Source organism: Pandoraea soli, from assembly GCF_902459595.1.
Lineage (GTDB): Bacteria > Pseudomonadota > Gammaproteobacteria > Burkholderiales > Burkholderiaceae > Pandoraea > Pandoraea cepalis.
The window spans coordinates 358715-382525 of sequence record NZ_CABPSG010000003.1 but is presented as its reverse complement, the minus strand read 5'-3'; the positions used below and the strand labels follow the sequence as shown (position 1 = coordinate 382525).

The window sequence follows — 23811 nt, the reverse complement described above, 5'->3', positions numbered from 1 at the left end:
CGGTCGTTGCGCGAGGAGCGTCAGATGTCCGCCAACGACATTCTCAATATCACGCTGATGCAAGGCTTTGCGGGACTGAGCCTGTTCAGTGTTCTGCTGCTCATGGGGCTCGGACTGGCCGTGATTTTCGGGCAGATGGGCGTCATCAACATGGCGCACGGTGAATTCATGACCATCGGCGCCTATACCGTCTACATGTTCTCGTGGGTCACCCAGAACGTCTGGCCGGTATTCGCGCCGGTGTATTTCTTCTTCGCCATCGTCGCCGCCTTCGTGCTCGCCTTCGGGGCGGGATGGCTGGCGGAATGGGCGCTGATCCGACATCTGTACCGGCGTCCGCTCGACACGTTGCTCGCCACCTGGGGCCTGAGTCTGGGTATGCAGCAAGTGTTCCGTTCGACATTCGGACCGAAAGAAGTCAGCCCGCTGCTGCCCGACTGGCTCACGGGGTCGTGGGAGCCGACACCCGGTCTCGACATTCCGGTGAGCGGCATGTTCGTGATGGCGCTGGCGCTCGTCATGACGGGTGGCCTGTTGTTGGCGCTGTACCGCTCGCGCTGGGGGCTGCGTGTGCGTGCGACCGTCGCCAACCGGCCGATGGCGAATGCGGCGGGCATCAATACCCGCCGCACCGACCGGATGACATTCGCAATCGGCTGCGGCATCGCCGGCGTCGCCGGCGCGGCGTTCACGGCCATCGGGTCGACAGGGCCGACCAGCGGCTCGCTCTATATCGTCGATTCGTTCCTGGTGGTGACGTTCGGCGGCGCGGCGAGCCTGCTCGGTACGGTGGCCTCGGCCTTCGGCATTGCACAGATGCAGTCGATCAGCGAGTTTTTCCTGTCCGGTTCGATTGCCCGCGTGGTGACGCTCCTCACCGTGGTGGTCATTCTGATGCTGCGCCCGCAGGGCCTGTTCGCCTCGAAGGTCCGGCGCGCGTGATCCACCGGTGCGCCGGTGTCCCGGTCGTCGACCGATTCCTCTGTATGGAGAGATGTACATGGAACCCATCCAAACCTCGGCGGGCGGCGTTTCCCTCCGATCCGAGGCCCCCGTCCCGCCCGTCGGCTGGCGCGCAACGTTGGCGCGCTTCGACGCTTCGGGCTACGCGGGCATCGTGATTCTGGCCGTGCTCATCGTCGTCGTGTTTCCGCTCGCGCTCGACGCGTTTCGCCTGAATCTCATGGGCAAGTATCTGACGTATGCATTCGTCGCCATCGGACTGGTGATCGCATGGGGTTACGGCGGCGTGCTCAGTCTCGGGCAGGGCGTCTTCTTCGGGCTTGGCGGTTATGCGATGGCCATGTTTCTCAAGCTCGAATCGTCGAGCGCCGCGGCCACGAGTACACAGACCACCCCGGGCATTCCGGACTTCATGGACTGGAATCAGATTACCGCGCTGCCGGATATGTGGAAGCCGTTTCACTATCTGCCGTTCTCGATTGTCGCGGTGCTTGTCGTGCCGACGGCACTCGCCTTCGTGATCGGTTACGCAATGTTCAAACGGCGGGTCGGCGGTGTGTATTTCGCGATCATCACGCAGGCCGTGGCGCTGATTCTGTCGGTGCTCATCATCGGCCAACAGGGATATACCGGCGGGGTGAACGGCATCACCGATCTGCGCACGCTGCTCGGCTGGGACATTCGCACGGACCACGCGAAGCTCGTTCTTTACTTCGTCAACGCGGCGTTGCTGATCGTCGCGTTGCTGCTGTGCCGGTGGGTGCAGCGCGGCAAGCTCGGTACGCTGCTGCTGGCCATGCGAGACAAGGAAGACCGCGTGCGGTTCTCGGGCTACGACGTCTCGATGTTCAAGGTGTTCTCGTTCTGCTTCGCCGCGTTGCTCGCTGCGATCGGCGGCGCGATGTTCACGCTTCAGGTCGGCTTCATGTCGCCGTCGTTCGTGGGCATCGTGCCGTCCATCGAGATGGTGATTTATGCGGCGGTCGGCGGACGTATGTCGCTTGTCGGCGCGGTGTACGGCGCGATTCTCGTCAATCTGGGCAAGAGCTGGTTCTCCGAGAGCTTCCCCAATCTCTGGCTGTATCTGATGGCGGCCATGTTCATCGGCGTGGTGATGGCGTTCCCGAACGGTCTGGCGGGTCTTTTCGAGGCACATGTGCGCCCGCGAATTCGACGTTCTCTCGGCGCCGAGGGCACGACAGAAAGGGAGAGAAAAGCATGAGCAACACCGACTTTCTTCTGGCGATAGAAGACCTCTCCGTTTCGTTCGACGGGTTCAAGGCCATCGATTCGCTGAATCTGTATCTGGAGCGTGGTGAGTTGCGCGTCGTGATCGGTCCCAACGGCGCCGGCAAGACAACGCTGCTCGATCTTATCTGCGGCAAGACGAAGGAGACGGCGGGCAGCATCAAGTTTCGCAACGAGGAAATCACGCGACTGGCCGAGTTCAGACGCGTGCACAGGGGTATAGGTCGCAAGTTTCAGACGCCGTCGATCTACGAAAACCTGAGCGTCGCGCAGAACCTCGAAGTGTCGTTCCCGCGTGGGCGCGGCGTGTTCGGCGCGCTTTTCTACCGCACGGATAGCGAAGTTGCAGACCGTGTCAGATCCGTTGCCGAAGAGATCGGTCTGTCGGCCTCGCTCGACCTCGAAGCCGGTTTGCTGTCGCATGGGCAGAAGCAGTGGCTGGAAATTGGGATGCTTCTTATGCAGGATCCCGAACTTTTGATGTTGGATGAGCCGATTGCCGGCATGAGCGTGCGCGAGCGCGAACTGACGGCTGATCTGCTCGATCGAATCTGTCGCAACCGCTCGATGATCGTCATCGAGCACGACATGGCTTTCGTTGAGCGGATCGCGCACAAGGTCACCGTGATGCACCAGGGAATGATTCTCGCCGAAGGCCCGATGGCCAAGGTGCAATCCGACCCGCGTGTGATCGAAGTTTATCTCGGACACTGATCGGAGGACACATCATGTTGGAAGTCGATGATCTTGTCGTCAGCTATGGCCAGAGCGAGGTGCTGCACGGCATCGGCTTTTCCGTCGCCAGCGGCGAAAGCGTTGCGGTGATGGGCCGCAACGGGATGGGCAAAACAACGTTGTTCAAGTCGTTGATCGGCATGTTGCCCGCGAATCGCGGCACCGTTCGTGTGGGCGGTGTCGACGTGTCGAGGGACGAGAGCTTCCGGCGCGTGTCCAAGGGCATCGGTTACGTTCCGCAGGGTCGCCAGATCTTTGCATCGCTCACCGTCGAAGAGAACATCCAGACCGGGCTCGAGAATGCGGCGAGCCAGTCCGTTCCCGACGATCTCTACGCGTTGTTTCCCGTGCTGTTCGACATGCGCCGCCGCAAGGGCGGCAATCTCTCCGGCGGACAGCAGCAACAGCTCGCCATTGCGCGCGCGCTCGCGACCAATCCCAAGGTGCTGCTGCTCGACGAGCCGACCGAGGGGATTCAGCCGTCCGTCATCAAGGACATTGCCCGGGCGCTCAATCAAATCCGTGCGACGCGCAACATCGCCGTCGTCGTTTCCGAGCAGGTGCTGAGTTTCGCGATGGACGTGGCGGACCGATTGTTCGTTATCGAGGGCGGGCGCTTCGTTCATCAGAGCACGCGCGACGCCGGCGATGCCGGGCGCATACGCGAATACCTCTCCGTGTAATCCGACGCCGCGTGGCGTCATTGATCGCCGGTGTCTGGCGCCGGCATTTGAAACCAGGAGCGAATGCAATGGCCGAAACTCTCATCAAGGTCGACCTGAACCAATCCGCGTACGAAAACGAGCAGGTGCACAACCGTTGGCATCCGGACATTCCGATGGCGTGCTGGGTGAATCCCGGCGACGACTTCATTCTCGAGACGTACGACTGGACCGGTGGCTTCATCAAGAACAACGACAGCGCCGACGATGTTCGCGATATCGACCTGTCGATCGTGCACTTTCTTTCGGGGCCGGTGGGCGTGCATGGCGCGCAGCCCGGCGATCTGCTGGTCGTCGATCTGCTCGACATCGGTGCGAAGCAGGACAGTCAGTGGGGCTTCAACGGCTTCTTCTCGAAGACGAACGGCGGTGGCTTTCTGACCGATCATTTTCCGCATGCGCAGAAGTCGATCTGGGATTTCCACGGGCTTTACACGAGTTCGCGGCATATTCCTGGCGTGAATTTCGCCGGACTGATTCACCCGGGACTGATCGGCTGTCTGCCGGATCCGACGTTGCTTCAGACATGGAACGAGCGCGAGGTCGGCCTGATCGCGACGGAGCCGGACCGCGTGCCGCCGCTTGCCAACCCGCCGTTCGCCGCGACGGCGCACATGGGCAAGCTGACGGGCGACGCGCGCAACAAGGCGGCCGCCGAAGGCGCGCGCACGGTGCCGCCGCGCGAGCATGGCGGGAACTGCGACATCAAGGATCTTTCGCGCGGCTCGAAGGTTTTCTTCCCGGTGTATGTCGACGGCGCAGGGCTGTCTGTGGGCGACCTTCACTTCAGTCAGGGGGACGGCGAGATCACGTTCTGCGGCGCCATCGAGATGGCGGGGTGGGTGCACATGCGTGTCAACGTGATCAAAGGCGGCATGGAAAAGTACGGCATTCGCAATCCGGTGTTCCAGCCGAGTCCCATTACGCCGGCGTACAACGACTATCTGATCTTCGAGGGTATCTCGGTCGACGAGCAGGGAGGGCAGCACTATCTGGATGTCGCGGTCGCCTATCGTCAGGCGTGCCTGAACGCCATCGAGTATCTGAAGAAGTTCGGTTACTCGGGGGCGCAGGCGTACTCGTTGCTCGGTTGCGCGCCGGTGCAGGGGCATATCAGCGGCGTGGTCGACATTCCGAATGCGTGTGCGACGTTGTGGTTGCCCACGCAGATCTTCGACTTCGACATCCGTCCGAATGCCGACGGACCGATTCGTCATGTGACGGGCAGTGTCGACATGCCGTGTTCGCCGGATCTGGTGAGGGGCTGACGCGGCGTGCGTCACGCGCATCGCTCACGACATAGGACAACAGGAGGCGGAGATGCCGATTTATGACTTCGAATGTGCGACGTGCGGACCGTTCGCTGTCATGCGGAGAATGGCGGATCGCGATACGCCGTGCCATTGCCCGGATTGTGGGGGTGAGGGCACGCGCGTGATGACGGCGCCATCGCTTGCGTTGATGGGAAGTGCAAGTCGGGCGGCGCACGCCACGAACGAGCGGGCTGCACATGCCCCGCGTCATTCGGGCGACGGGCCGTCGTCGCGTCATCGACCAGGGTGCAGTTGCTGCGCCGGCGGAAAGGTGTCGTTGGCGGGGGCGAGTGGGCAGACGTCCACGACAACGGGCGGGCTGAAGCGGCCGGCGGGACGGCCCTGGATGATCAGCCATTGATTCTTTTGGAAGGGTTCGATACGGCCCGGCGTCTCTGGGCCGTGCGTCGGGCCCGCGAGTTTTGAAGGAGTAGCGACTCATGCGACATGGAGATATTTCGAGTAGCCGCGACGGGGTGGGCGTTGCGGTCGTCAACTACAAGATGCCGCGTTTGCATACGAAGGCGGAGGTATTGGAGAACGCGCGCAAGATCGCCGACATGGTCGTCGGCATGAAGCAGGGGTTGCCCGGTATGGATCTCGTGATCTTTCCCGAGTACTCGACGCACGGGATCATGTACGACCGGCAGGAGATGTTCGACACCGCAGCGACGGTGCCGGGCGAAGAGACGGATATTTTCTCGGCGGCATGTCGCAAGGCGAATGTGTGGGGGGTGTTTTCGCTCACGGGTGAGCGGCACGAGGATCATCCGAACAAGGTGCCTTACAACACGCTGGTGCTGATCGACAATCGCGGGGAGATCGTGCAGAAGTACCGCAAGATTATGCCGTGGACACCCATCGAAGGCTGGTACCCCGGCGACCGCACTTACGTGACGGAGGGGCCGAAGGGGCTGAAGATCAGTCTGATCATCTGCGATGACGGAAACTATCCGGAGATCTGGCGGGATTGCACGATGAACGGTGCGGAGCTGGTGGTGCGTTGTCAGGGATATATGTATCCGGCCAAGGATCAGCAGGTGCTTGTGGCGAAGGCGATGGCGTGGATGAACAACACGTATGTGGCTGTCGCGAACGCGACGGGCTGGGACGGTGTGTATTCGTACTTCGGCCACTCGGCGATCGTCGGCTTCGACGGCCGCACACTCGGTGAGTGCGGCGAGGAGGAGATGGGCGTGCAATACGCGGAACTGTCCGTGAGCGCGATTCGCGACGCGCGCAAAAATATGCAGTCGCAAAACCATCTGTATAAGCTGCTTCACCGCGGATACACCGGGACGATCCATTCCGGCGAAAGCGCGAACGGCGTCGCCGATTGCCCGTTCGGGTTCTACCGCGATTGGGTCACCGACCCGGAAGGCACACAGCGCAAAGTCGAGGCTATCACCCGCTCGACACCCGGGACTGAGGAATGCCCGATTGACGGAATTCCTTGTGGGGGAGGTTGAGAGGTGGCGGGCTGTGAAGGCCCGCCACCGCAGACTCATCCGCCGAACTTCACCTCTCGATCCAGCGGATACACCGGACGATTCACGCGCGAGAACGGGAACAGCGCGTAATTCGAACTCGTCACGCCGTCGCTGTCGCATTCGACCAGCCCTGCGGAGATCGGTACGAACACCGGACGGCAGTACATGCGGGACTTGAGCAACAAGAAGCGTTCGCTGCGCGGGTCGAGGCCAACGCAGGTGAACACGCCGTGGTCCCATGGCTCGTGCGTGCGCTCCGTCACCACGATGCGCGCCGGTCCGATATCGAACAGCACCGTGCGGCCCATGTAGCAGCGCTGCCCCGTGTAGGTCGGGCCGCTCACGACATACTCGCCGTCGCCGATCTTGCGCACGATGCCGGTGAGCACCGGCGGTGTCTTGACGATGCCCAATTGCGTCAACGCACGTTTGTTGCCGACGGCCAGCGTCACCTCGGCGCCCTCGCCTGCCGCGATCAACGTCGCGACCGCTTCCGGATCACACAGCGGACCCACGCCGATACCGGTGAGCCCGGCCGCGAGCGCCGCTTCGAGCACGTCCATCGTGTCGCACGTGCCGCCCGACATGCAGTTGTCGCTGTGATCGAGCAGCAACACCGGCTTGTCGGCGCCGTCGGCCAGACGCTTCGCTTCGGCAATCGAATCGACGAGCGGCGCGCTGCGGTAGACGAACTCGTCGCGCGCCTCCCATATCTGCGCGGCGATACGGTCAGCGACGGCCTGGGCACGCGCCACGCCGCTCTCCCCGTCGCCGGTTGTCACGACGACGCTGATACAAGGCGCGGGGATGTCCGCGAGCGAAAAGCCTGAAAACACCGACACGGCCGGAATACCCTCTTCGGCTTCGGCACGCCGCGCGGCGTCGAGCGCACGCTTCATCGCACCCCCGTGGCTCGTGCTGCGCAGCGTATGCACCATCAACGGCGGTTGTTGCCACACCACGCGAGGGCGGCGTTTGCCGGCGAGCCTTTCGAAGAGCAGACGGCCGGCGTGCTCGCCTGTCTCGTACATGTCGATGTGCGGATACGTCTTGAACCCCACGACGATATCGGCATTCGCGACGATCTTTTGCGTGACGTTGGCATGCAGGTCGAGCGCGACGGCAATCGGTGTATCGGGCGCGGCGGCGCGCACGCGTTCGAGCAGATCGCCCTCGCCGTCATCGCTGTTTTCCGCGACCATCGCCCCATGCAGGTCGAGCAGGATCGCATCGACGCCGCTCGCCGCTGCCACGATCCGGTCGCACAGGGCGTCGTAGGCACTCGCCGCCACCGGGCCGCTCGGGTTGGCCGCGGCCGAGACGGGCGTCACCATCTGCGCCCCGGCGGCCTCGGCGAGATCGATGAACGCGGCCATTGCCGTGCGCATGCCCTTGTTATCGCGATAGGCCGCTTCGTCATACGTCGGTCCGTGGGGGCCGAAGGCGTCGAGCGGTGTGGGCACCGGCGAGAATGTATTCGTCTCGTGATTCATCCGCGCGATCATCACTTTCATGCGACACCTCCCGCGCGTTGCAACATCGCTTGCAACAGCACGTTGCAACCGGCTTCGAGATGCACCGGATCGGCATCTTCGATTTCGTTGTGACTGATGCCGTCCTTGCACGGCACGAAGATCATCGCCGTTGGCGCGACGCGTGCCAGATAGACCGCATCGTGCCCCGCACCGCTGATGGCATCCATCGACGACAGACCAAGCGCTTGCGCGCCCGAGCGAATCGCGTCGATCAGTGCCGGCGCAAACGGCTGCGGCGGAAAGTACACGACCGGCTCGATGGCGACGTCGATGCCGTTCGTGCGCAACGCGTCGCACTCGGCGCGCAGCTTGGCGTCGAGCGCGTCGAGCGTGGCGTCGTCGGCCGCGCGCAGATCGACGGAGAGCTTCACACGGCCCGGAATCACGTTGCGCGAATTCGGATAGTTATCGACCCAGCCCACGGTGCCGCGTGCGTGGGGTGCGTGCTCGCAGGCGATGCGGTTGACCGCCTGGATCAACTGCGCGGCGGCAAGCAACGCGTCGCGACGCAGTTCCATCGGCGTGGGGCCCGCGTGAGCCTCCATGCCCGTGACCGTCACGTCGTACCAGCGCTGACCGAGGGCGCCCTGCACCACGCCGATGGTCTTCCCATGCGCTTCGAGGACCGGGCCCTGCTCGATATGCGCTTCGAAATATGCCCCCACCGCGCCCGCTTGACCCACCGCCGGCGTGGAACCGGCGTAGCCGATGGCGCGCAACGCGTCGGCGACGCTGACACCTTCTCGATCTTTCTGCGCGAGCGCGTGATCCAGCGTGAAGGCACCGGCGTAGACACCGGACCCCATCATCACGGGCACGAAACGCGACCCCTCCTCGTTGGTCCAGACGGCGACTTCGAGCGGCGCCTCGGTCACGATGCCGTTGTCGTTGAGCGTGCGCAGCACTTCGAGGCCGGCGAGTACGCCGTAGTTGCCGTCGAACTTGCCACCGGTCGGCTGGGTGTCGATGTGGCTGCCGGTCATGACGGGCGGCAGCGCGTCGTTGCGGCCGGCGCGTCGCGCAAAGAGGTTGCCGATCGCGTCGACACGCACCGTGCAGCCGATCTCCTTGGCCCACGTGACAAACCGATCGCGGCCCCGCCGGTCGAGATCGGTCAGCGCGAGGCGGCACACGCCACCCTTCTCGGTCGCGCCGATTTGCGCGAGTTGCATGAGGCTATCCCACAGGCGCGCACCGTCGACGCGTACTGCGGCTGCGGGTTGATCGAGACGTTCCATGTTCATCAGTCCTTCAGGGCAGACGCCGCGACGGTCGCGCTGACGCCTGCGTTGGCAGAGTGGCGCGTTCGCCCCATCGCATGGGGGCGTGGCGGCGCGCTTCGGGGGAAACTGGGGCCGCGCGGCTCAAGCCACGCCCACGCCGAGATAACGGTCCTTGACGACCTCGTCGGCGAGAAACGCGGCGTTGTCCGCGCCGTACACGATCACGCCTTGCTCGACGATGTAATGCCGGTCGGCGAGCTGTGTGCAGACCTCCAGATTCTGTTCGACGAGCAGGATCGCGACGCCCGCTTGCTTGATGAGCTTCAACTGCGCCACGATCTCCTCGACGATCACCGGGGCGAGTCCTTCGACCGGCTCGTCGAGCATGAGCAGACGCGGGTGATTCATCAGCGCGCGACCGATGGCCAGCATCTGCTGCTCGCCGCCGGAGAGTTGCGCGCCACCGTTCTTGCGACGCTCCTGCAACCGCGGAAAGATGCGATAGATGTCGGCAAGCTGCCACGGCGAATCGCGTCGCGCCCCGAGCTTGAGGTTCTCCTCGACGGTGAGCAGTTTGAAGATGCCGCGATGCTCGGGCACGAAGCACACGCCGCGCGCGGCGATTCGGTGCGCCGGTTGCCCGGCGACGGGCTTGCCCAGGAACGAGATGCTGCCGGCCTTGGGCGGTACAACGCCTGCGATGGTCTTGAGCGTGGTCGACTTGCCCGCACCGTTGCGACCGAGCAGCGTGACGAGTTCGCCGTCGCCGACGTTCAGCGTGACGCCCTGCAGAATGTGGCTCTTGCCGTAATAGCTGTGAATGCCTGCGACGTCGAGAATCATGCGCGGCCTCCGGTAATCATGTTGCCGAGATAGGCGGCGCGCACGCGGTCGTCGGCGCGAATGGCATCCGGCTTGCCTTCGACGAGAACGCGCCCTTGCTGCATGACGGTGATCGTGTCGGAGATGTCCATCACGATGTTCATGTTGTGCTCGATGAGCACGACGGTGTGATCGTCGCGCAGGCCGCGAATGAGCTGCTTCATGTCGTCGAGATCGTCGATGCCCATGCCCGACGTCGGCTCGTCGAGGAAGATCGCCTTGGGACGCGCCGCGAGCGCCATGCCCACCTCGAGACGGCGTTGCTGCCCGTGCGAGAGCGCACCCGCCGCGGTGCCGGCGTGACGCGTGAGCGCGAGGCGCGTGAGTACGTCGTCAACGACGGACGCGCAGGCGCGCGGGCCGTCGGCCTTGCGCCAGCACGAGAGCGCACGGCGCGGCGTCACGCCCAGCGCGGCCAGGCGCAGGTTTTCTCGGACAGACAGGTTCTGGAAGAGCGCCGTCACCTGGAACGAACGCGCGATACCGCGCTGGACACGCCGGAAATCGGCTTCGGTGGTCACGTCGTGACCGTCGAACAGGATGCGCCCCCCAGAGACCGGCACCGTGCCGGTGAGCATGTGAAACAGCGTGGTCTTGCCCGCGCCGTTCGGCCCGATGACCGAGTGCACCGTGCGGGGGGCCACTCGCAGATCGACGCCGTGCAGCGCGGTGAACTTGCCGTAGCGTTTGACAATGCCGGTGGCTTCGATGAGAGCGTCGCTCATGTCGGGTCTCCCTGCGTATCCAATTTGCCATCGGGATCGCCGCGCTTGCCGGTGATGCGATACCACAACGATTCTCCCACGCCCCACAGGCCGCGATGCATGAATAGACTCACGGCGATGAGCAGCAGGCCGAGCAACAGCAGCCATCGCGGCCAGAGCGTGGAGAGCCAATCGGCGGCGAGCACGTAGAACGCCGCGCCCAGAACCGACGCGAAAAGATTGCCCGTGCCGCCGATCACCGTCATCACGAGGATCATTTCGCTCGAGTGGTACTCGATGTTCGACAGCGGTGCGATGCCCGTCATGAGCGCGTGCAATGCACCCGCCAACGCCGTGACAGCACCCGAGATGGCGAAGGCCACGAGCTTGAAGGTCTTCACGTGATAGCCGACGGCGGCCGCGCGTGCCTCGTTGTCGCGAATGGCCAGCAGCGTGCGGCCGAACACGGAATCGGCCACGCGCAACAGCACCGCGAAGACGATCAGGAAGACGACGGCGACGAAGGTGTAGTACTGCCATGGCGTCTCGAGCGCGATCAGCGTCTTGCCGCCCAGCGCGAGCGAATGACGCGGGATGTCCAGTAGCCCATTGTCGCCGCCCGTCCAGTCCGTCGCGGTGTAGGCGAGGAAGTAGAACATCTGCGCGCACGCCAGCGTGAGCATCACGAAGTAGGTGCCCTTCTGCCGGATCGCGAAGCTGCCGACGATGGCCGCGACCGCAGCGCCCAACACGATCGCTGCAGCGACGGCGAGCGGCATGGGCAGCGCCCAGCGCGTGAGCAGGATGCCCAGCGTGTAACTACCCAGGCCGAAGAAGATGCCTTGGCCGAACGAGAGCAGGCCGGTGTAGCCGAGCAGCAGATTGCAGCCGAGCGCGGCCAGCGCGTAGACGAGCACTTCAGTCGCGAGCGTGCCCGAAGACAGCGTGGCCGGCAGGATCAGCGTGACGGAGGCGGCGAGCAGCCAAAAACGGTAACGTACCAGCATCATCCCCTCCCGAGCAGGCCGTGCGGGCGCATGAGCAACACCGCTGCCATCGCCACATAGATCATCAGTCGTGCGCCTTCGGGCCAGATCGTGCTCATCAGGCTTTGCACGATACCGATCACGAGGCCGCCCACGAGCGCCCCGGCGAAACTGCCCATGCCACCGATCACAACCACCACGAAGGCGATGCCCAGCGCCTCGATGCCCATGAACGGGTCGACACCGCGCACCGGCGCCGCCAAAACTCCGGCCAACGCGGCGGTGCCCGCGCCGAGCGCGAACGCAAGGCTGAACACGCGGAACACGTTGATGCCGAGCAGCGACACCATCTCGGACGACTCGCTGCCCGCGCGCACCGCACTGCCCAGGCGCGTGCCTTCGAGCAGCCACCAGAGCACGGCCGCGAACACGACAGTGAAGCCGATGAGGAAGAGCCGATACTTCGGATAAATGAAGCTGCCCCACATCACCACGCCGTCGAGCGCCGCGGGCACGGCGACGCTATCGCCGAGCGGGCCCCAGATGATGATCACGAGTTCCTGCACGACGAGCGCCAGGCCGACCGTGACGAGGATGTGGAACTCGTGCGCTTTCTCGTAGATGCGAGAAAGCAGCAGTTTCTCGGCGATCCATGCGAGGGCGCCCACGACGATCGGGCAGACGATCAGCGCGAGCCAGAACGACAGGCCCCACTGCATCGCCTGGTAACAACAGTACGCACCGAGGACATAGAAGGCCCCGTGCGCGAAATTCACGAAGCGCAGCAAGCCGAAGATGATGGATAACCCGACGGCGAGCAGGAAGTACAACATGCCGATCCCGACGCCGTTGATGACCTGCAGAAAATAGACGTTCATGCGCGTCCCGGAGAGCTTGGGTGGACGTGGAGCACCGTGCGCCGTCCGGCTTTCGCCGCGCGGCACAGACGACACCTGCGGGGACGGCCAGGCGTCCCCGCGAGCGACACAGCTTGAGCGTTCGCGCAGCGGCGGCGCGCTGCGCTACCGGCTCAGGCCAGCTTGCACTCAGTCTTGTCGAGCGGCAGGAACGACTTTCCGGCGCTGACAATGTCGGCGAAATCGTCGGCGTTGCGCATCTTCGACTTGGCCTTGCCCTTGAGCAGATAATAGTTCTTGAGCACCTGATGGTCACCCTTGCGGATCTCTTCCGGCCCGGTGAGCCCATCGTACTTCATGCCTTCCATCGCGGCGATGACGGCCTTCGGATCGGCGCTGCCGGCCTTGATCATGCCGTCGAGCATGAGCTTCGTGCAGATATACGAGCCCGCGAGGCTGTAGTTCGGGTTCTGCTTGAAGCGTGCCTGCGTGCGCTTGACGAGATCAAGGTTCAGCGGCGAGGCCACCGCGTGCCAGTACTGCGCACCGAAGTACACCCCGTCGCACAGATCGGCGCCGAGCGTCTCGAACTGCTCCAGACCGGAGGCCCACGCCATCAGGATCGTGCAGTTGTTCTTCATGCCGAAGCTCACCGCCTGACGCAACGTGTCGGACGATTGCGAGCCGAAGTTCAACAACAGCAGCACGTCGGGCTTGGCGGCGACCGCGTTCGTGAGATAGCCCGAGAACTCCTTCTCCGACAGCGAGTGATAGCTGTTGCCGACGTGCTCGATGCCCTTTTCCTTGAACACGTTCTTCGCGGCCGTGAGCAAGCCTTCGCCGAACACGTATTGCGGCGTGATCGTGTACCAGCGCTTGGCCTTGGGCATCGATTCGATGAGCGGGCGCACCGTTTGCTCGATGGCGCCGAAGGTCGGCACCGACCAGCGGAACGTGGCGCTGTTGCAGTCCTTGCCCGTGATTTCGTCGGCGCCGGCCGTGGTGATGAATACGCCGCCGGCCTTTTCGACTTCCTTACCCATGGCGAGCGCTTCGGACGACAGAATGCCGCCCGCGAAGAATCGCGCGCCCTTCTGCTGCGCGATTTCCTGCACGCGACGGATCGCCGTGGCGGGCTTGCCTTCGGTATCGAGCGTGGTATAGGCGAGCGGTCGGCCAACCACCTTGCCGTACTGCTCGACAATGAGTTTCATGCCCAGATCGGCAAACTTGCCGTTCGCCGCGAACGGGCCCGACATCGGTACCGGACACGCCAACTGGATGGCGCCGGTGGTTTGCGCGAACACATCGCGCGCGGAGATCAAGGAGGCAGGCAGAGACGCCGCAGCGGCAAGCTTCAACAGTTCACGACGATTCAATTGGGTCTCCAGGGAAGGGAGCAATCGTTCATGGGGTGCAAACGTGCAGCGCGTCACACGCTGACCGGCCGCCGACCTGAAAAACTCGATCTGCGGCAGCGACCTGACAGTGACAACTTGCAACGTCCGGGGCCTTATCCCTATCCGTCATATTTATTATGATAAATAGGATGAATTTGATCGTAGGTATAATATTTCGGGGTGTCAATCGGAAAAAATTCTCATCCGGCACCGCCGGTAGAACACGTTCACAAGCCGGCAAGCCACGTGAACAGACCCTTGTGAGGCGCCCTATGGCACGAGATGCGCAAACGGTGAGAGAGCCGTTGGAAATCAAACAACAAAAGCGTGGCGATCTGGTCGCCGAAGCCATCAAGCGCCTGATTACCGAGGGCAATCTGCTGCCTGGCGACCGTCTGCCGCGCGAAGTGGAATTGCAGCAGATGTTCGCGGTGTCGAAGAGCACCATTCGCGAAGCGCTCAAGTCGCTCGAAGTTCAGGGTCTCATCAAGGTGAGCACCGGGCCGTCGGGCGGCGGCATGGTGGTGGAGGTGCCGCTCGATCGCACCTTCCAGCTCATGCAGAACTACCTGTTCTTCAAGGAAGTGAGCATCGACGACATTTACACGGTGCGCCAGTTGCTGGAGCCGGAGCTGGCCGCCGGTGCGGTGCCGCATCTCAGCGAGGCCGACTTCGACGCGCTGGAACACAACATGGCCTGTTGCAGTCCCGCGTCGCACGACCGGCGCGAATTGCTGCGCCAGCGTCAGGCCGATATGGACTTCCACGATATTCTCGCGGCGGCCAATCCCAACAGCTTTCTGCGGTTCACCTGCGAACTCGTCAACGAGATGATTCGCCAACTGATTGTGTTCGGCAACGAGACGCCGCGACGCGAACACGAGAAGTTCGGTACGGCGAACGTCGACATTCATCGCCGGATTACCGAGGCGGCGCGCGCGGGAGATTCGCAACGCGTGCGTGAACTCATGCAGGTTCACATGCAGGAAGCGCGCACTTACATCAAACGGATGAACGGGAAGCTGCGCGGTCGTCTCATTCTCGACTCGGATATCGTCGACATGCAGCAGCGTGTGCGCTCGCAGCTCGCGACGAACGCGCCGCGTGCACCAGCGGGCGAGGGGAAGCGCGTGGCGAAGTCAGCCACGAAACCCTCGACGAAGCCCACCACGAAGGCCACCAGGAAGCCCATCGCAGGGACGGTCGGGAAGCCGTCAGCGAAGCCGAAGACCACGGGCACGAAGGCCGACTCGGTGGCGAAGGCCGCGCCTGCGCGCAAACGCCGCACGGCGTCGAGTTAAGGCGGGCCGGGGCGGACTGGCGCCGGCGGGCGTCGGTCTCGATGAGCGCGTCGGCAACTCAGGGTGAGACGGCGGCCGGTTGTTGTTGCGTGCAACAGTGAATGCCGCCGCCGCGTCGGGCAATGCCACGCAGCGGTACTTGCGCAACGTGTCGGTCGGGGAACGCCTGCTGCACGATGTCGCGTGCTTGCGCATCGGCTGCCGGATCGCCGAACGACGCCATCACTACGCCACCGTTGGGCAAATAGAAATTCACATACTCCGGCGCGAAGTCGGGATCGTCCGCGACGGCGGCAGGCAGGGCGTCGAAGTCGATGCAGGGCAGCAGTCCGATATCGAAATGCCGTCCGCGGGCATCGCGCGCCAGGCGCAGCGCTCGCAGGTTTTCCCTCGCCTCACGCGCCCATTCGTCATGATCGTCGGCCCCGGTGGCGAGCAACACGCCGGGCCGCACGAAGCTCGCGATGCCGTCGACGTGGCCGTCGGTGATCGTGTCCAGCCACGAGCCGGGCAGCCACACCACATGTGTCGCCCCCAGCCAGTGACGGAACACGTCTTCCGCCTCACGGCGGGTCAGGCCCGGGTTGCGATTCGGATTTAGAATCGACGTCTGCGTCACGAGCATCGTGCCCTCGCCATCCACATGCCACGACCCGCCCTCGGCCACGAGCGGCATCGACGTCGTGGCCACGTCGAGCGCCAGCGCGACGCGTTTCGCGAGCTTCGGATCGGCGTCCGGCATCGGCCGGATCTTCTGTCCCCAACCGTTGAAGTTCCATCCCAGTGCGTGCAGCGCCCCGGCGTCGTCGAGCACGAAGGTCGGGCCGGTGTCGCGCATCCAGTGATCGTCGACGGGCATCGGGTGAAGTGTGGCGTTGGCCGGCAGGAGGCGGCGCGCTTCGTCGAGATGATGCGGATCGACCGCCACATGCAACGGCTCGAAGTGCGCGATCGCGTGGGCCATGCGTCCCAGCTCGACGATGACCTCATGCCGGCGGGCGCCCGACATGACCGTGCGGCTCGGCCACGCCATCCAGCAAGCGGCATGCGCATGCCACTCGGGCGGCATGCGCCAGCGGCCGATGGACTGGCTGTCCGTCGCGACAGGGTTGCGGTGAGGGGGCGTCATCGTTCGCGTTACCGTAAGAAAAGTGCCACCAGTGTATGGGGCTCACGGTCATTGCGGCACGCGTCAACGCATGGGCGGATCGACCAGTTGGACGGAGAGCCGCGCGAGTGAACGTACTTGGCGTAGCGCCACGCGACGATCACACGTCGAAATTAGGCCGATGCCGCCGTCGTCATCGCCAAGCGGCCGTCCGTCGCGTTCATAGACGACGAGTGCGCCCACGCCGACCGGCGTGTTGTACAGCTCATGCCACGAGAACATGACGGTGTAGCCATCGGCGCCTTGCGCCAATACGCAGGCGCGCGTGAAGTCGCGCGCCTGCGGCAGGCGCAGTTGCGCGATGTCGAGCAACGCGCTCAGACGGACGCCTTTGAATTCGCTCGCGCTGCGCACCGTCCTGCCCGACAGGCAGGTGACGTCGAGTGGCCCGGTCAGTTGCGTCGGCAGGCGCATCAGTGCGCAGAGATCGAAGGAGTGACGGCGCTTGACGCAGCCGGAGACAACGACTTCCCGCGAAACCCGCGAAGCGGGGGCACTGGGTTCGACGGTCGCGACGGCAACGGCATTCACCGAGGCGCCGGGCGCGACGCTGTCGGTGGGGCGGATGTCCGGCGAGGCGCCGGCGGGCGCGCGCATGGAGTCGAGAGACATGTCGGTTCGGTGGTTGGGCTCGGGGGGCACCGGTCGCCGCAATATAGCGGCCGGGCCCCGCACGGACATACGGCATGCCTGATAGCGGCTATTCGCGCGGTGCGCGCATGGCCGTCACGGGCACGCCGCCTGCCGTTGCCTGATCAGCTCCCGTAGCGGGCGGTGCGCAGGACGGGCCGGCGTGCGAAAACGTCGGCGATCACCGCACGCGCCTCCTGCACGTCGGCGAGGGTCTCGCCGCCTTGCAGTGCGTCGAGCGCCCCACGCAGCACGGCCACGTACTCGGCGTCGCCCGGCGCGTTGCCTCCGCCCAGACGCAACAGACTGACCGATGCGCGCAAGGTGAGCATTGGCGACGCCTGCGCCTGCGCAATCTCCAGTGCGTGCTCAAGCCATGGACGCACGGCGTCGTCGGGGTGATGACCGGCGCGCAGAAAACTCCCTTTCTGGCGCAGGAATTCCGCTTGCCAATGGGCGTCGCTGCGGCGCGCGGTCACGTGGGTGCCGCGCTCGGCGGCATGCAGTCCGAGCGCAATGTCGCCGGTGCCGGCACACGCTTCCACGAGCAACCCGAAGAAGATGCCCTCGACGCCGCCCATGATTTCGCTTAGACGTCCTACGCTGTCGGTAATGCGCTCGAGGCCGCTCACGTCGCCGCGCGAAGCGAGCGCCCAGCCGCGAATCGTCTGCCCGGCGAGTGCCCAGAGCGCCACGCCGGTCTCCGACGCGACTTCGATGGCCTCGCTCGCCAGTGCTTCGGCGGAGGCCACCTCGCGACGCAGGCGTCGCAGCATCGCGGCAAACACCAGGGCGAACGAGAAGGAATAGCGGCGGCCTTGCTGACGTCCCATTGCCAGCGCCTCTTCGCTGGCCGCGAGCGAGGCGTCGTGCCGTCCGACGAACCAGTACGCCCACGAGAGGAACGAGAGTGCGGTGATGCGAGCGTCTTCGCCGAGGCCGGTGTCGGCGTGCTCGGGACGGTAGTGGGCCAGGCTGCTTTCCAGCGCCGTGACCGCGCCGCCGAAGTCGCCGTGGCAGCACAGGCTGTTGCCCAGCGCGTAGTACGCATGAGCGAGCAACGGTGCGGCCCCGGCCTGTTCCGCGATAAGGATGAGCTTGCGTGCGAGTTCGATACTGCGCTCGAAGCCGCTCCAGGAGCTTGAGCCGAGCCACAGTCCCCAGAAGACCGGGAACAGCGCGACGTCGTCGCCCATTGGCTGCGCGAGCGCGAGGGCCGTCTCGAAGTTGTGGCGCGCCGGCTCCGAGCCGTAGCCGTGTAGCGAGACGAGCGGCACGCCGAGCGCCATGCGCAGTTGCAGCTCGCGCTGCGCGGTCTGGGCGCCGGTGCCGGTCTGACGCAGCACGTCGAGCGCGCTCTGGTAGTGCGCGCACGCTTCGCGGAACGCCTGGCGCCCGGTCGCATATTCGCCCGCGAGACGGTAGTGCTCGATGGCGGCGTCCGGTTCGTTGGCTTGACGGAAATGCCACGCGAGCACTTCGGGTTCGGTCTGCACGGCGGCGGCGTGCTCGCGCATGGCGAGCGCGATCCGGCGGTGCGCGTCCTGACGGCGTTCCTGCGGCTGTGCGTCGTAAGCGGCCTTGTGCAGCAGCGCGTGGCGGAAGACGTAGCGGCCGTTGTCCTGTCGCTGCACCAGCGCGCAGGCGACGAGCGTGTCGAGTGCGCGCTCGACGAGCGCCATCGAACGCCCGCTCGCGGCGGCGAGCAGATCGGCCTGAAATGCCGGGCCGAGGCACGAGGCGAAGTGGGCGACCGGCTTGGCGCTGCCTGCGGCGTCGATGCGCGCCATCATCAGTTCCTGAAGGCTCGCGGGCATGGGCATGGCGCCGGCGGCGGTGCGGGCGCCCTGTTGGGCTGCCGTGGCTCGCGCCAGCTCTTGCAGGAACAGCGGCACGCCCTCGGCCAGATGCACGATGCGCTCGCGCAGGGCGGCGGGCAGGGCCACGCGCGGGGTCGCCGCGCGCACGATCGACGCGGCGGCACCCGCATCGAGCGGTGCCAGGTCGATTCGACGCAAGCCCACGTGATGACGCCACGGTTGCTCGAATTCGGGCCGGGCGCACACCATCAACAGGCGGCCGCGCGGCGGATTTTCCGCCATGAGCGCGAGCCATTCCAGCGTGGACGGATCGGCCCAGTGGGCGTCGTCGAGCACCAGAACACCGCCGTCGGGCAGCAGGGCGGAGAGCAGGGCGGGCGTCTCGTCGAGTACTGCCTGCTTCCATGCGTGCGGCACGTTGGCGTCGGCGTGCCTGTCGAACAGGGCGCACAGGCGGCGATGGGCCAGCAAGGCGGGTTGTGGGAGTTCCGCAGCGCCGTCGGCCGGTCGCGTGCGCAGCCAGCGCGCGATCGGGTGGAACGGCGTGCCGGCGCCGTCCGGCGCACAGGCCAGTTCGATCGCGCGCAGGCCGCGCGTCTCGACGAAATGCCGCACCAGCGCCGATTTGCCAATACCGGCTTCGCCAATCACAAGTGCCAGCACGCCGTGACCGGCGTTGGCGTCGCGCATGGCCGTATGCGCGGCGGTGAGTTCCGCCAGGGTGGCATCGCGGCCGAAGAGCATCGCCGCGCGACGGCGCGAACGGCGTTCCGGCGTCGGATCGGGGTTGACGCGAAACACCGGAATTTCGCGATGGGCGTGGCGCTCGCGCACGCTGCCGTGCGACGTGGTGGCGATGGCCACGCCAATGAGACGTTGCGTGGCGTCGCAGATCAGCACTTCGCCGGGGAGCGCCATGTCGGCAAGCTGTGTGGCCGAGCGCGAGACGCGTCCGCCGGTGTCGGGGCTGTCGTCCGCCACCGAGCTGATGACCAGCCCGGTGTGAATGCCCACACCGATGCCGACGCGCGCGGAGCTTGCCTGCACGCAGCGCATGGCGGCTTCGACGGCGTGGCGTCCGGCGCCTTCGAGTGCGGTGGGATAGCCGAAATAGCCGAGCAGGCCGCCTGTCGGCGTGCGCACCGTGTAGCCCCACGACTGACGCAGGATCGTCTCGCACTGCACCAGCGGCGGGCGCATCGTGCCCACGAGCTGGTCAGGATCGTCGATGCCGTTCGGCGCGAGTTCGATGGCCACGACCGTCAGTTGGCGGCGCTCCGGGCCCGTCGCGCGCTGTTCCATGCGCGCGGGCGGCGTTTCCAGCAACTGGGTGAGCGCCTCGCCGGGCAGCTCACCGAGTTCTTCGTCGAGGATGTCGCGCAGACGGCGGTATTCGGTCTCGGCTTCGTCGCGGCGTCCGGCGCGCAGTAGCAGCGCGAGCAGGCAGTGCCAGCCCGATTCGTCGAACGGGGCGAGCGCGACGAGCTGGCGGGCATGCGCGAGTGCCTGATCGAGATCGCCCAGACGCGCGTAACCGTCGGCGAGCAGCCGCTCGCCAAAGACGCGACGGCGCTGATATTCGTCGCGTTGGAGCTCGATCCACTGGTCGAGATCGGGGGTGTCGCGTACCGACAGTCCGTGCAGGAACGGGCCTTGGTAGAGCGCGACGGCGTCGGCGAGATGTTGCAGATGCGCGGCCAGATCCAGGCCCGTCACGGCGTCGAGCGTGCGATTCGCCTGCTCGATCATGCTCGCGAAGACATGTGCGTCGATCCAGAGGCCAGTCTCGGGGCGCAGACGCACGACCTGGCGGTCGGATTCGAAGAGTTCGTCGCCGAGAGTGTCGCGCAGATGGAAGAGCATGCGCTTGAGCTTGTCGCGGCCCCCCTGGCCATCTTCATCGGGCCAGAACAGGTCGGCGAGTGCGCCGCGCGTATGGAAGCCCGGTTGCAGGGCGAGGTAGGCCAACAGGCCACGCGCTTTCGTGTATTTCACGGCGCAGGCTTGTTTGCCTTGTTCGACCCGCATCGGTCCCAGCAGGTAGAGCGATCTGGTGGCTTGCATTGTCCCTGGACGGCAAATAGGCAACACCGGCGCGCACCCCAGGGGAGTGGCACCGGCGCGGCGAATTCAAGATGTCGTCGAGCCCGACCAACGGATCCGGCGCGCGGCATGGGCTGCCATCGGGACCGGCGCATCGGCAATCTGGCGAAACGTCAAGGCCGTTCCGGGGGGGCTCCGGCCGAATGCTTTCAGTACTGCAGCCCAAAGTATAAACACGAGTCTCGATTTCTTCGGCAATACCCGAGGAATTCACATGTCATTGCGGGCGTCGCGCCGTCCCGGCAGTCACCCGCCGCGCGGTCGCTGCGGCCATCAATCGGATGTTCGGCCCTGCTGCTCGGGTGTTGCCGGGCGCGAGACCCCTGTCGGAGATTTACGTCAGCCATCGCAAATCGATTGTAATGTAAATCATTCTCATTTATATTCGCGCTCCATGTCGAGGGAACCCACCGCGAATGAGGCGTCACCGTTGGGTTCGGCGCACGCCGTCGGTGTTCTCCCTCCCTTTTCCGACCACGACGCCTTTCGAAACCGATCGATCATGATGCAACGCAAGCCTCTGACGGTGGCAATGATGACGCTCTTCGCCACGCCGTTCGCCGTCACTTACGCCTCGCCCACCCTGGCACAGAGCACGGTTGCCGTGCCGTCCCAGAGCACAGCGCAAGACGCCGCACCGGCCACCACGTTGCCGCAGACCGAAGTGTCGGGCACGTCGATTCGTGACGAGTACCAGCGCGACATCTCGACCGTCGGCGGCAAGGTGCCCACGGCGATCCGCGACATCCCGCAATCGGTCACCGTGATCGACAAGGCGGTCATGCAGGCGCAGGGCGCCACGTCGTTCGCCGACGCACTGCGCAATTCGCCGGCCATTACGCTCGGCGGCGCCGAGGGCGGGCAGATCGGCAACAACATCAATCTGCGCGGTTTCGCGGCACGCACCGACATCTATCTCGACGGCTTCCGCGATCGGGGCCAGTATTATCGCGATACGTTCGATCTCGAGGCCATCGAAGTGCTCGAAGGCCCGTCGTCCATGCTGTTCGGCCGGGGTTCGACCGGCGGCGTCATCAATCAGGTGAGCAAGCAGGCCAATCTCAAGCCGCTCAACGAATTCTCGGGCACGCTCGGCACGAACGACCAATACCGCACCTCGTTCGACCTCAATCATCCGCTCTCGGATACTGCTGCGTTCCGGATCAACGGCTTTGCGCAAAATATCCATACGACGCGCGACGTCATGAACAATCGGGATTGGGGCGTTGCGCCCACGCTCAAGCTTGGCATCGGTACGCCCACACAGATCACGCTTTCCGCGCTCGTCCAACATAACCGCGACATGGCGGACTACGGCACCGTGGGCTACAACGGCAGTCCGCTGCCGGTCTCGAAGCAACAGTTCTACGGTCTGACGACCGACCGCACGGTGCAGGACGTGATGAGCCTCTCGGCCAAGATCGAGCACAGGGTCGACGACAGCCTCAAGATCACGAACCAGACCCAGTACAGCCGCTATGTCATCGACGCCATCGAAACATCGCCGCATGCGGTGGGCGTCGCCAACGGCACCGGGGGATTCACGTCGTTGCCGGCCCGTCCGACGGCCGGCCTTCCGTCGTATTCGCTCGATCAGCTCTGGGTGCAGTTGCAGAGTCACGATCGCAAGATCACCGACTCGTCGCTATACAACCAGACCGATGTCGTGAAGACATTCGCGACCGGGCCGGTCAAGCACACCCTGATCGCCGGCGCGGAGTTCGGGCAGGACACATATGAAAATCAGGCGTATTCGCGCACCGGCGCCGGACAGTCGACGGGCTTCCTCGGCTGGATTCCCGCCAACAGTACGGCCTACTATGCGAATCTGCCGAATGTCACGACGACCGCCGGTAACCTGGCGCAGGGAACGGCACAGACCGTCGCGTTCTACGCGAACGATACCGTCGAGCTGAGCCGCCACTGGAAGATCGTGGGCGGCCTGCGCTGGGATCGCTTCAAGGCGCAGCTTTCGAACACTGTCAGTTCGCCGCGCTACGCGACGCAAACGGTCAACTACACGAGCGTGCGCACGGGCGTGATCTATCAGCCGAGCGAGGCACAGTCGTATTACTTCTCGTACGGCACGTCGTTCAACCCGTCGCTTGAAACGCTCACCGTCACCAACAACACGCAGGCCCTGCCGCCCGCGACGAACGAATCGTTCGAAGTTGGAAGCAAGTGGAATCTGTTCGACGACAATCTGGCGATCAACACTGCACTGTTCCAGGTCACGCAGGACAATGCGCGCACGCAGACCGGCACGTCGGGCGAATACACGAACGCGGGCAAGGTGCGCATTCGCGGCGCGCAAGTGAGCGCCACGGGCCGTATCACGTCAAACTGGCAGGTGATGGGCGGCTATATGTTTCTGAACTCGGAAGTGGTGCAGGCGAACGACGGTACGCAGGGCAATGTGCTGGCCAACACGCCGCGACATTCGCTGACGCTCTGGTCGACCTATACGCTCGGTCACTGGGAGGTGGGCGGCGGCATGAAGTACATGTCAATGCGCTATGCGGCGAACACGAACCTGATTCGCGTGGGCGGTTACACGCGCTGGGACGCCACGATCGCTTACCATCAGCCGAAATACGACATTCGCCTCAACCTGCTCAACGTGTTCAACAAGACCTACTTCGACGCCCTGGTGCCGTCCGACGGCGGACGGGCTGCGCCGGGCATCGGGCGCACGGCGCTGCTCACGGGCACTTACCGGTTCTGACGGAGA

The 23811-nt window shown here is 64.7% G+C and carries 18 protein-coding genes and 1 pseudogene; 9 read left to right on the top strand and 10 right to left on the bottom strand.

The features are described from left to right. The first annotated feature begins 24 nt into the window (after window positions 1-24). From urtB to PSO31014_RS08270, 7 genes are all read left to right on the top strand, one after another. The gene (gene urtB, locus PSO31014_RS08300) at window positions 25-942 is read left to right on the top strand and encodes an urea ABC transporter permease subunit UrtB (RefSeq protein ID WP_150551164.1); all 918 of its coding nucleotides are present in this window, start codon (window positions 25-27) and stop codon (window positions 940-942) included. A 58-nt stretch (window positions 943-1000) separates the two neighbouring features. Further along, window positions 1001-2185 carry an urea ABC transporter permease subunit UrtC gene (urtC, locus tag PSO31014_RS08295; protein WP_150551163.1) on the top strand — a complete coding sequence of 395 codons (1185 nt, stop codon included), beginning with the start codon at window positions 1001-1003 and terminating at the stop codon, window positions 2183-2185. Then, entirely contained in the window at window positions 2182-2925 is a 744-nt protein-coding gene (gene urtD / locus PSO31014_RS08290) for an urea ABC transporter ATP-binding protein UrtD (RefSeq protein ID WP_150551162.1), read from the top strand. Before urtC ends, urtD begins: the two co-directional genes overlap by 4 nt. Before the next feature lie 14 nt (window positions 2926-2939). Then, window positions 2940-3629 (top strand): urea ABC transporter ATP-binding subunit UrtE, encoded by a 690-nt coding sequence (gene urtE, locus PSO31014_RS08285; RefSeq protein ID WP_150551161.1) that lies wholly within the window; start codon window positions 2940-2942, stop codon window positions 3627-3629. A 68-nt stretch (window positions 3630-3697) separates the two neighbouring features. Further along, window positions 3698-4936 (top strand): formamidase, encoded by a 1239-nt coding sequence (gene fmdA / locus PSO31014_RS08280; protein WP_150551160.1) that lies wholly within the window; start codon window positions 3698-3700, stop codon window positions 4934-4936. A gap of 52 nt (window positions 4937-4988) precedes the next feature. Further along, entirely contained in the window at window positions 4989-5342 is a 354-nt protein-coding gene (locus tag PSO31014_RS08275; protein WP_150551159.1) for an FmdB family zinc ribbon protein, read from the top strand. 79 nt (window positions 5343-5421) lie between these two features. Next, complete coding sequence (locus PSO31014_RS08270; RefSeq protein ID WP_150551158.1) at window positions 5422-6450, top strand: aliphatic amidase; 1029 nt, start codon at window positions 5422-5424, stop codon at window positions 6448-6450. A 35-nt stretch (window positions 6451-6485) separates the two neighbouring features. Here PSO31014_RS08270 and PSO31014_RS08265 read toward each other — a convergent pair whose 3' ends face one another. From PSO31014_RS08265 to PSO31014_RS08235, 7 genes are all read right to left on the bottom strand, one after another. After that, the gene (locus PSO31014_RS08265; protein WP_150551157.1) at window positions 6486-7985 is read right to left on the bottom strand and encodes a M81 family metallopeptidase; all 1500 of its coding nucleotides are present in this window, start codon (window positions 7983-7985) and stop codon (window positions 6486-6488) included. Further along, window positions 7982-9244, bottom strand: coding sequence for a Zn-dependent hydrolase (locus PSO31014_RS08260; RefSeq protein WP_150551156.1), 1263 nt, complete (start codon window positions 9242-9244; stop codon window positions 7982-7984). The genes PSO31014_RS08265 and PSO31014_RS08260 overlap by 4 nt, the downstream gene beginning before the upstream one ends. 126 nt (window positions 9245-9370) lie before the next feature. Then, window positions 9371-10072 carry an ABC transporter ATP-binding protein gene (locus PSO31014_RS08255; RefSeq protein ID WP_150551155.1) on the bottom strand — a complete coding sequence of 234 codons (702 nt, stop codon included), beginning with the start codon at window positions 10070-10072 and terminating at the stop codon, window positions 9371-9373. After that, a complete protein-coding gene (locus PSO31014_RS08250; protein ID WP_150551154.1) occupies window positions 10069-10836 on the bottom strand; it encodes an ABC transporter ATP-binding protein in 768 nt (255 codons plus the stop codon). Before PSO31014_RS08250 ends, PSO31014_RS08255 begins: the two co-directional genes overlap by 4 nt. Further along, the gene (locus tag PSO31014_RS08245; protein WP_150551239.1) at window positions 10833-11822 is read right to left on the bottom strand and encodes a branched-chain amino acid ABC transporter permease; all 990 of its coding nucleotides are present in this window, start codon (window positions 11820-11822) and stop codon (window positions 10833-10835) included. Before PSO31014_RS08245 ends, PSO31014_RS08250 begins: the two co-directional genes overlap by 4 nt. Further along, complete coding sequence (locus PSO31014_RS08240; protein ID WP_150551153.1) at window positions 11822-12679, bottom strand: branched-chain amino acid ABC transporter permease; 858 nt, start codon at window positions 12677-12679, stop codon at window positions 11822-11824. Before PSO31014_RS08240 ends, PSO31014_RS08245 begins: the two co-directional genes overlap by 1 nt. Window positions 12680-12831: 152 nt before the next feature. Then, entirely contained in the window at window positions 12832-14037 is a 1206-nt protein-coding gene (locus PSO31014_RS08235; RefSeq protein WP_150551152.1) for an ABC transporter substrate-binding protein, read from the bottom strand. A 293-nt stretch (window positions 14038-14330) separates the two neighbouring features. Here PSO31014_RS08235 and PSO31014_RS08230 point away from each other — a divergent pair. Continuing rightward, window positions 14331-15173 (top strand): annotated as a pseudogene (locus PSO31014_RS08230) (FadR/GntR family transcriptional regulator); the annotation flags it as partial. Between the two features lie 244 nt (window positions 15174-15417). Here PSO31014_RS08230 and PSO31014_RS08225 read toward each other — a convergent pair. The 3 genes from PSO31014_RS08225 to PSO31014_RS08215 all read right to left on the bottom strand — a co-directional run bounded on the left by PSO31014_RS08225 (window position 15418) and on the right by PSO31014_RS08215 (window position 21041). Then, window positions 15418-16488 carry an agmatine deiminase family protein gene (locus PSO31014_RS08225; protein ID WP_150551150.1) on the bottom strand — a complete coding sequence of 357 codons (1071 nt, stop codon included), beginning with the start codon at window positions 16486-16488 and terminating at the stop codon, window positions 15418-15420. A 63-nt stretch (window positions 16489-16551) separates the two neighbouring features. Beyond that, window positions 16552-17139 carry a molybdopterin-dependent oxidoreductase gene (locus tag PSO31014_RS08220; protein ID WP_174976443.1) on the bottom strand — a complete coding sequence of 196 codons (588 nt, stop codon included), beginning with the start codon at window positions 17137-17139 and terminating at the stop codon, window positions 16552-16554. Between the two features lie 143 nt (window positions 17140-17282). Then, window positions 17283-21041 (bottom strand): AfsR/SARP family transcriptional regulator, encoded by a 3759-nt coding sequence (locus PSO31014_RS08215; RefSeq protein ID WP_150551148.1) that lies wholly within the window; start codon window positions 21039-21041, stop codon window positions 17283-17285. Between the two features lie 541 nt (window positions 21042-21582). Between PSO31014_RS08215 and PSO31014_RS08210 the strand changes: the two genes are divergently transcribed. Beyond that, a complete protein-coding gene (locus PSO31014_RS08210) occupies window positions 21583-23805 on the top strand; it encodes a TonB-dependent receptor (protein WP_425494859.1) in 2223 nt (740 codons plus the stop codon). Window positions 23806-23811 lie beyond the last annotated feature (6 nt).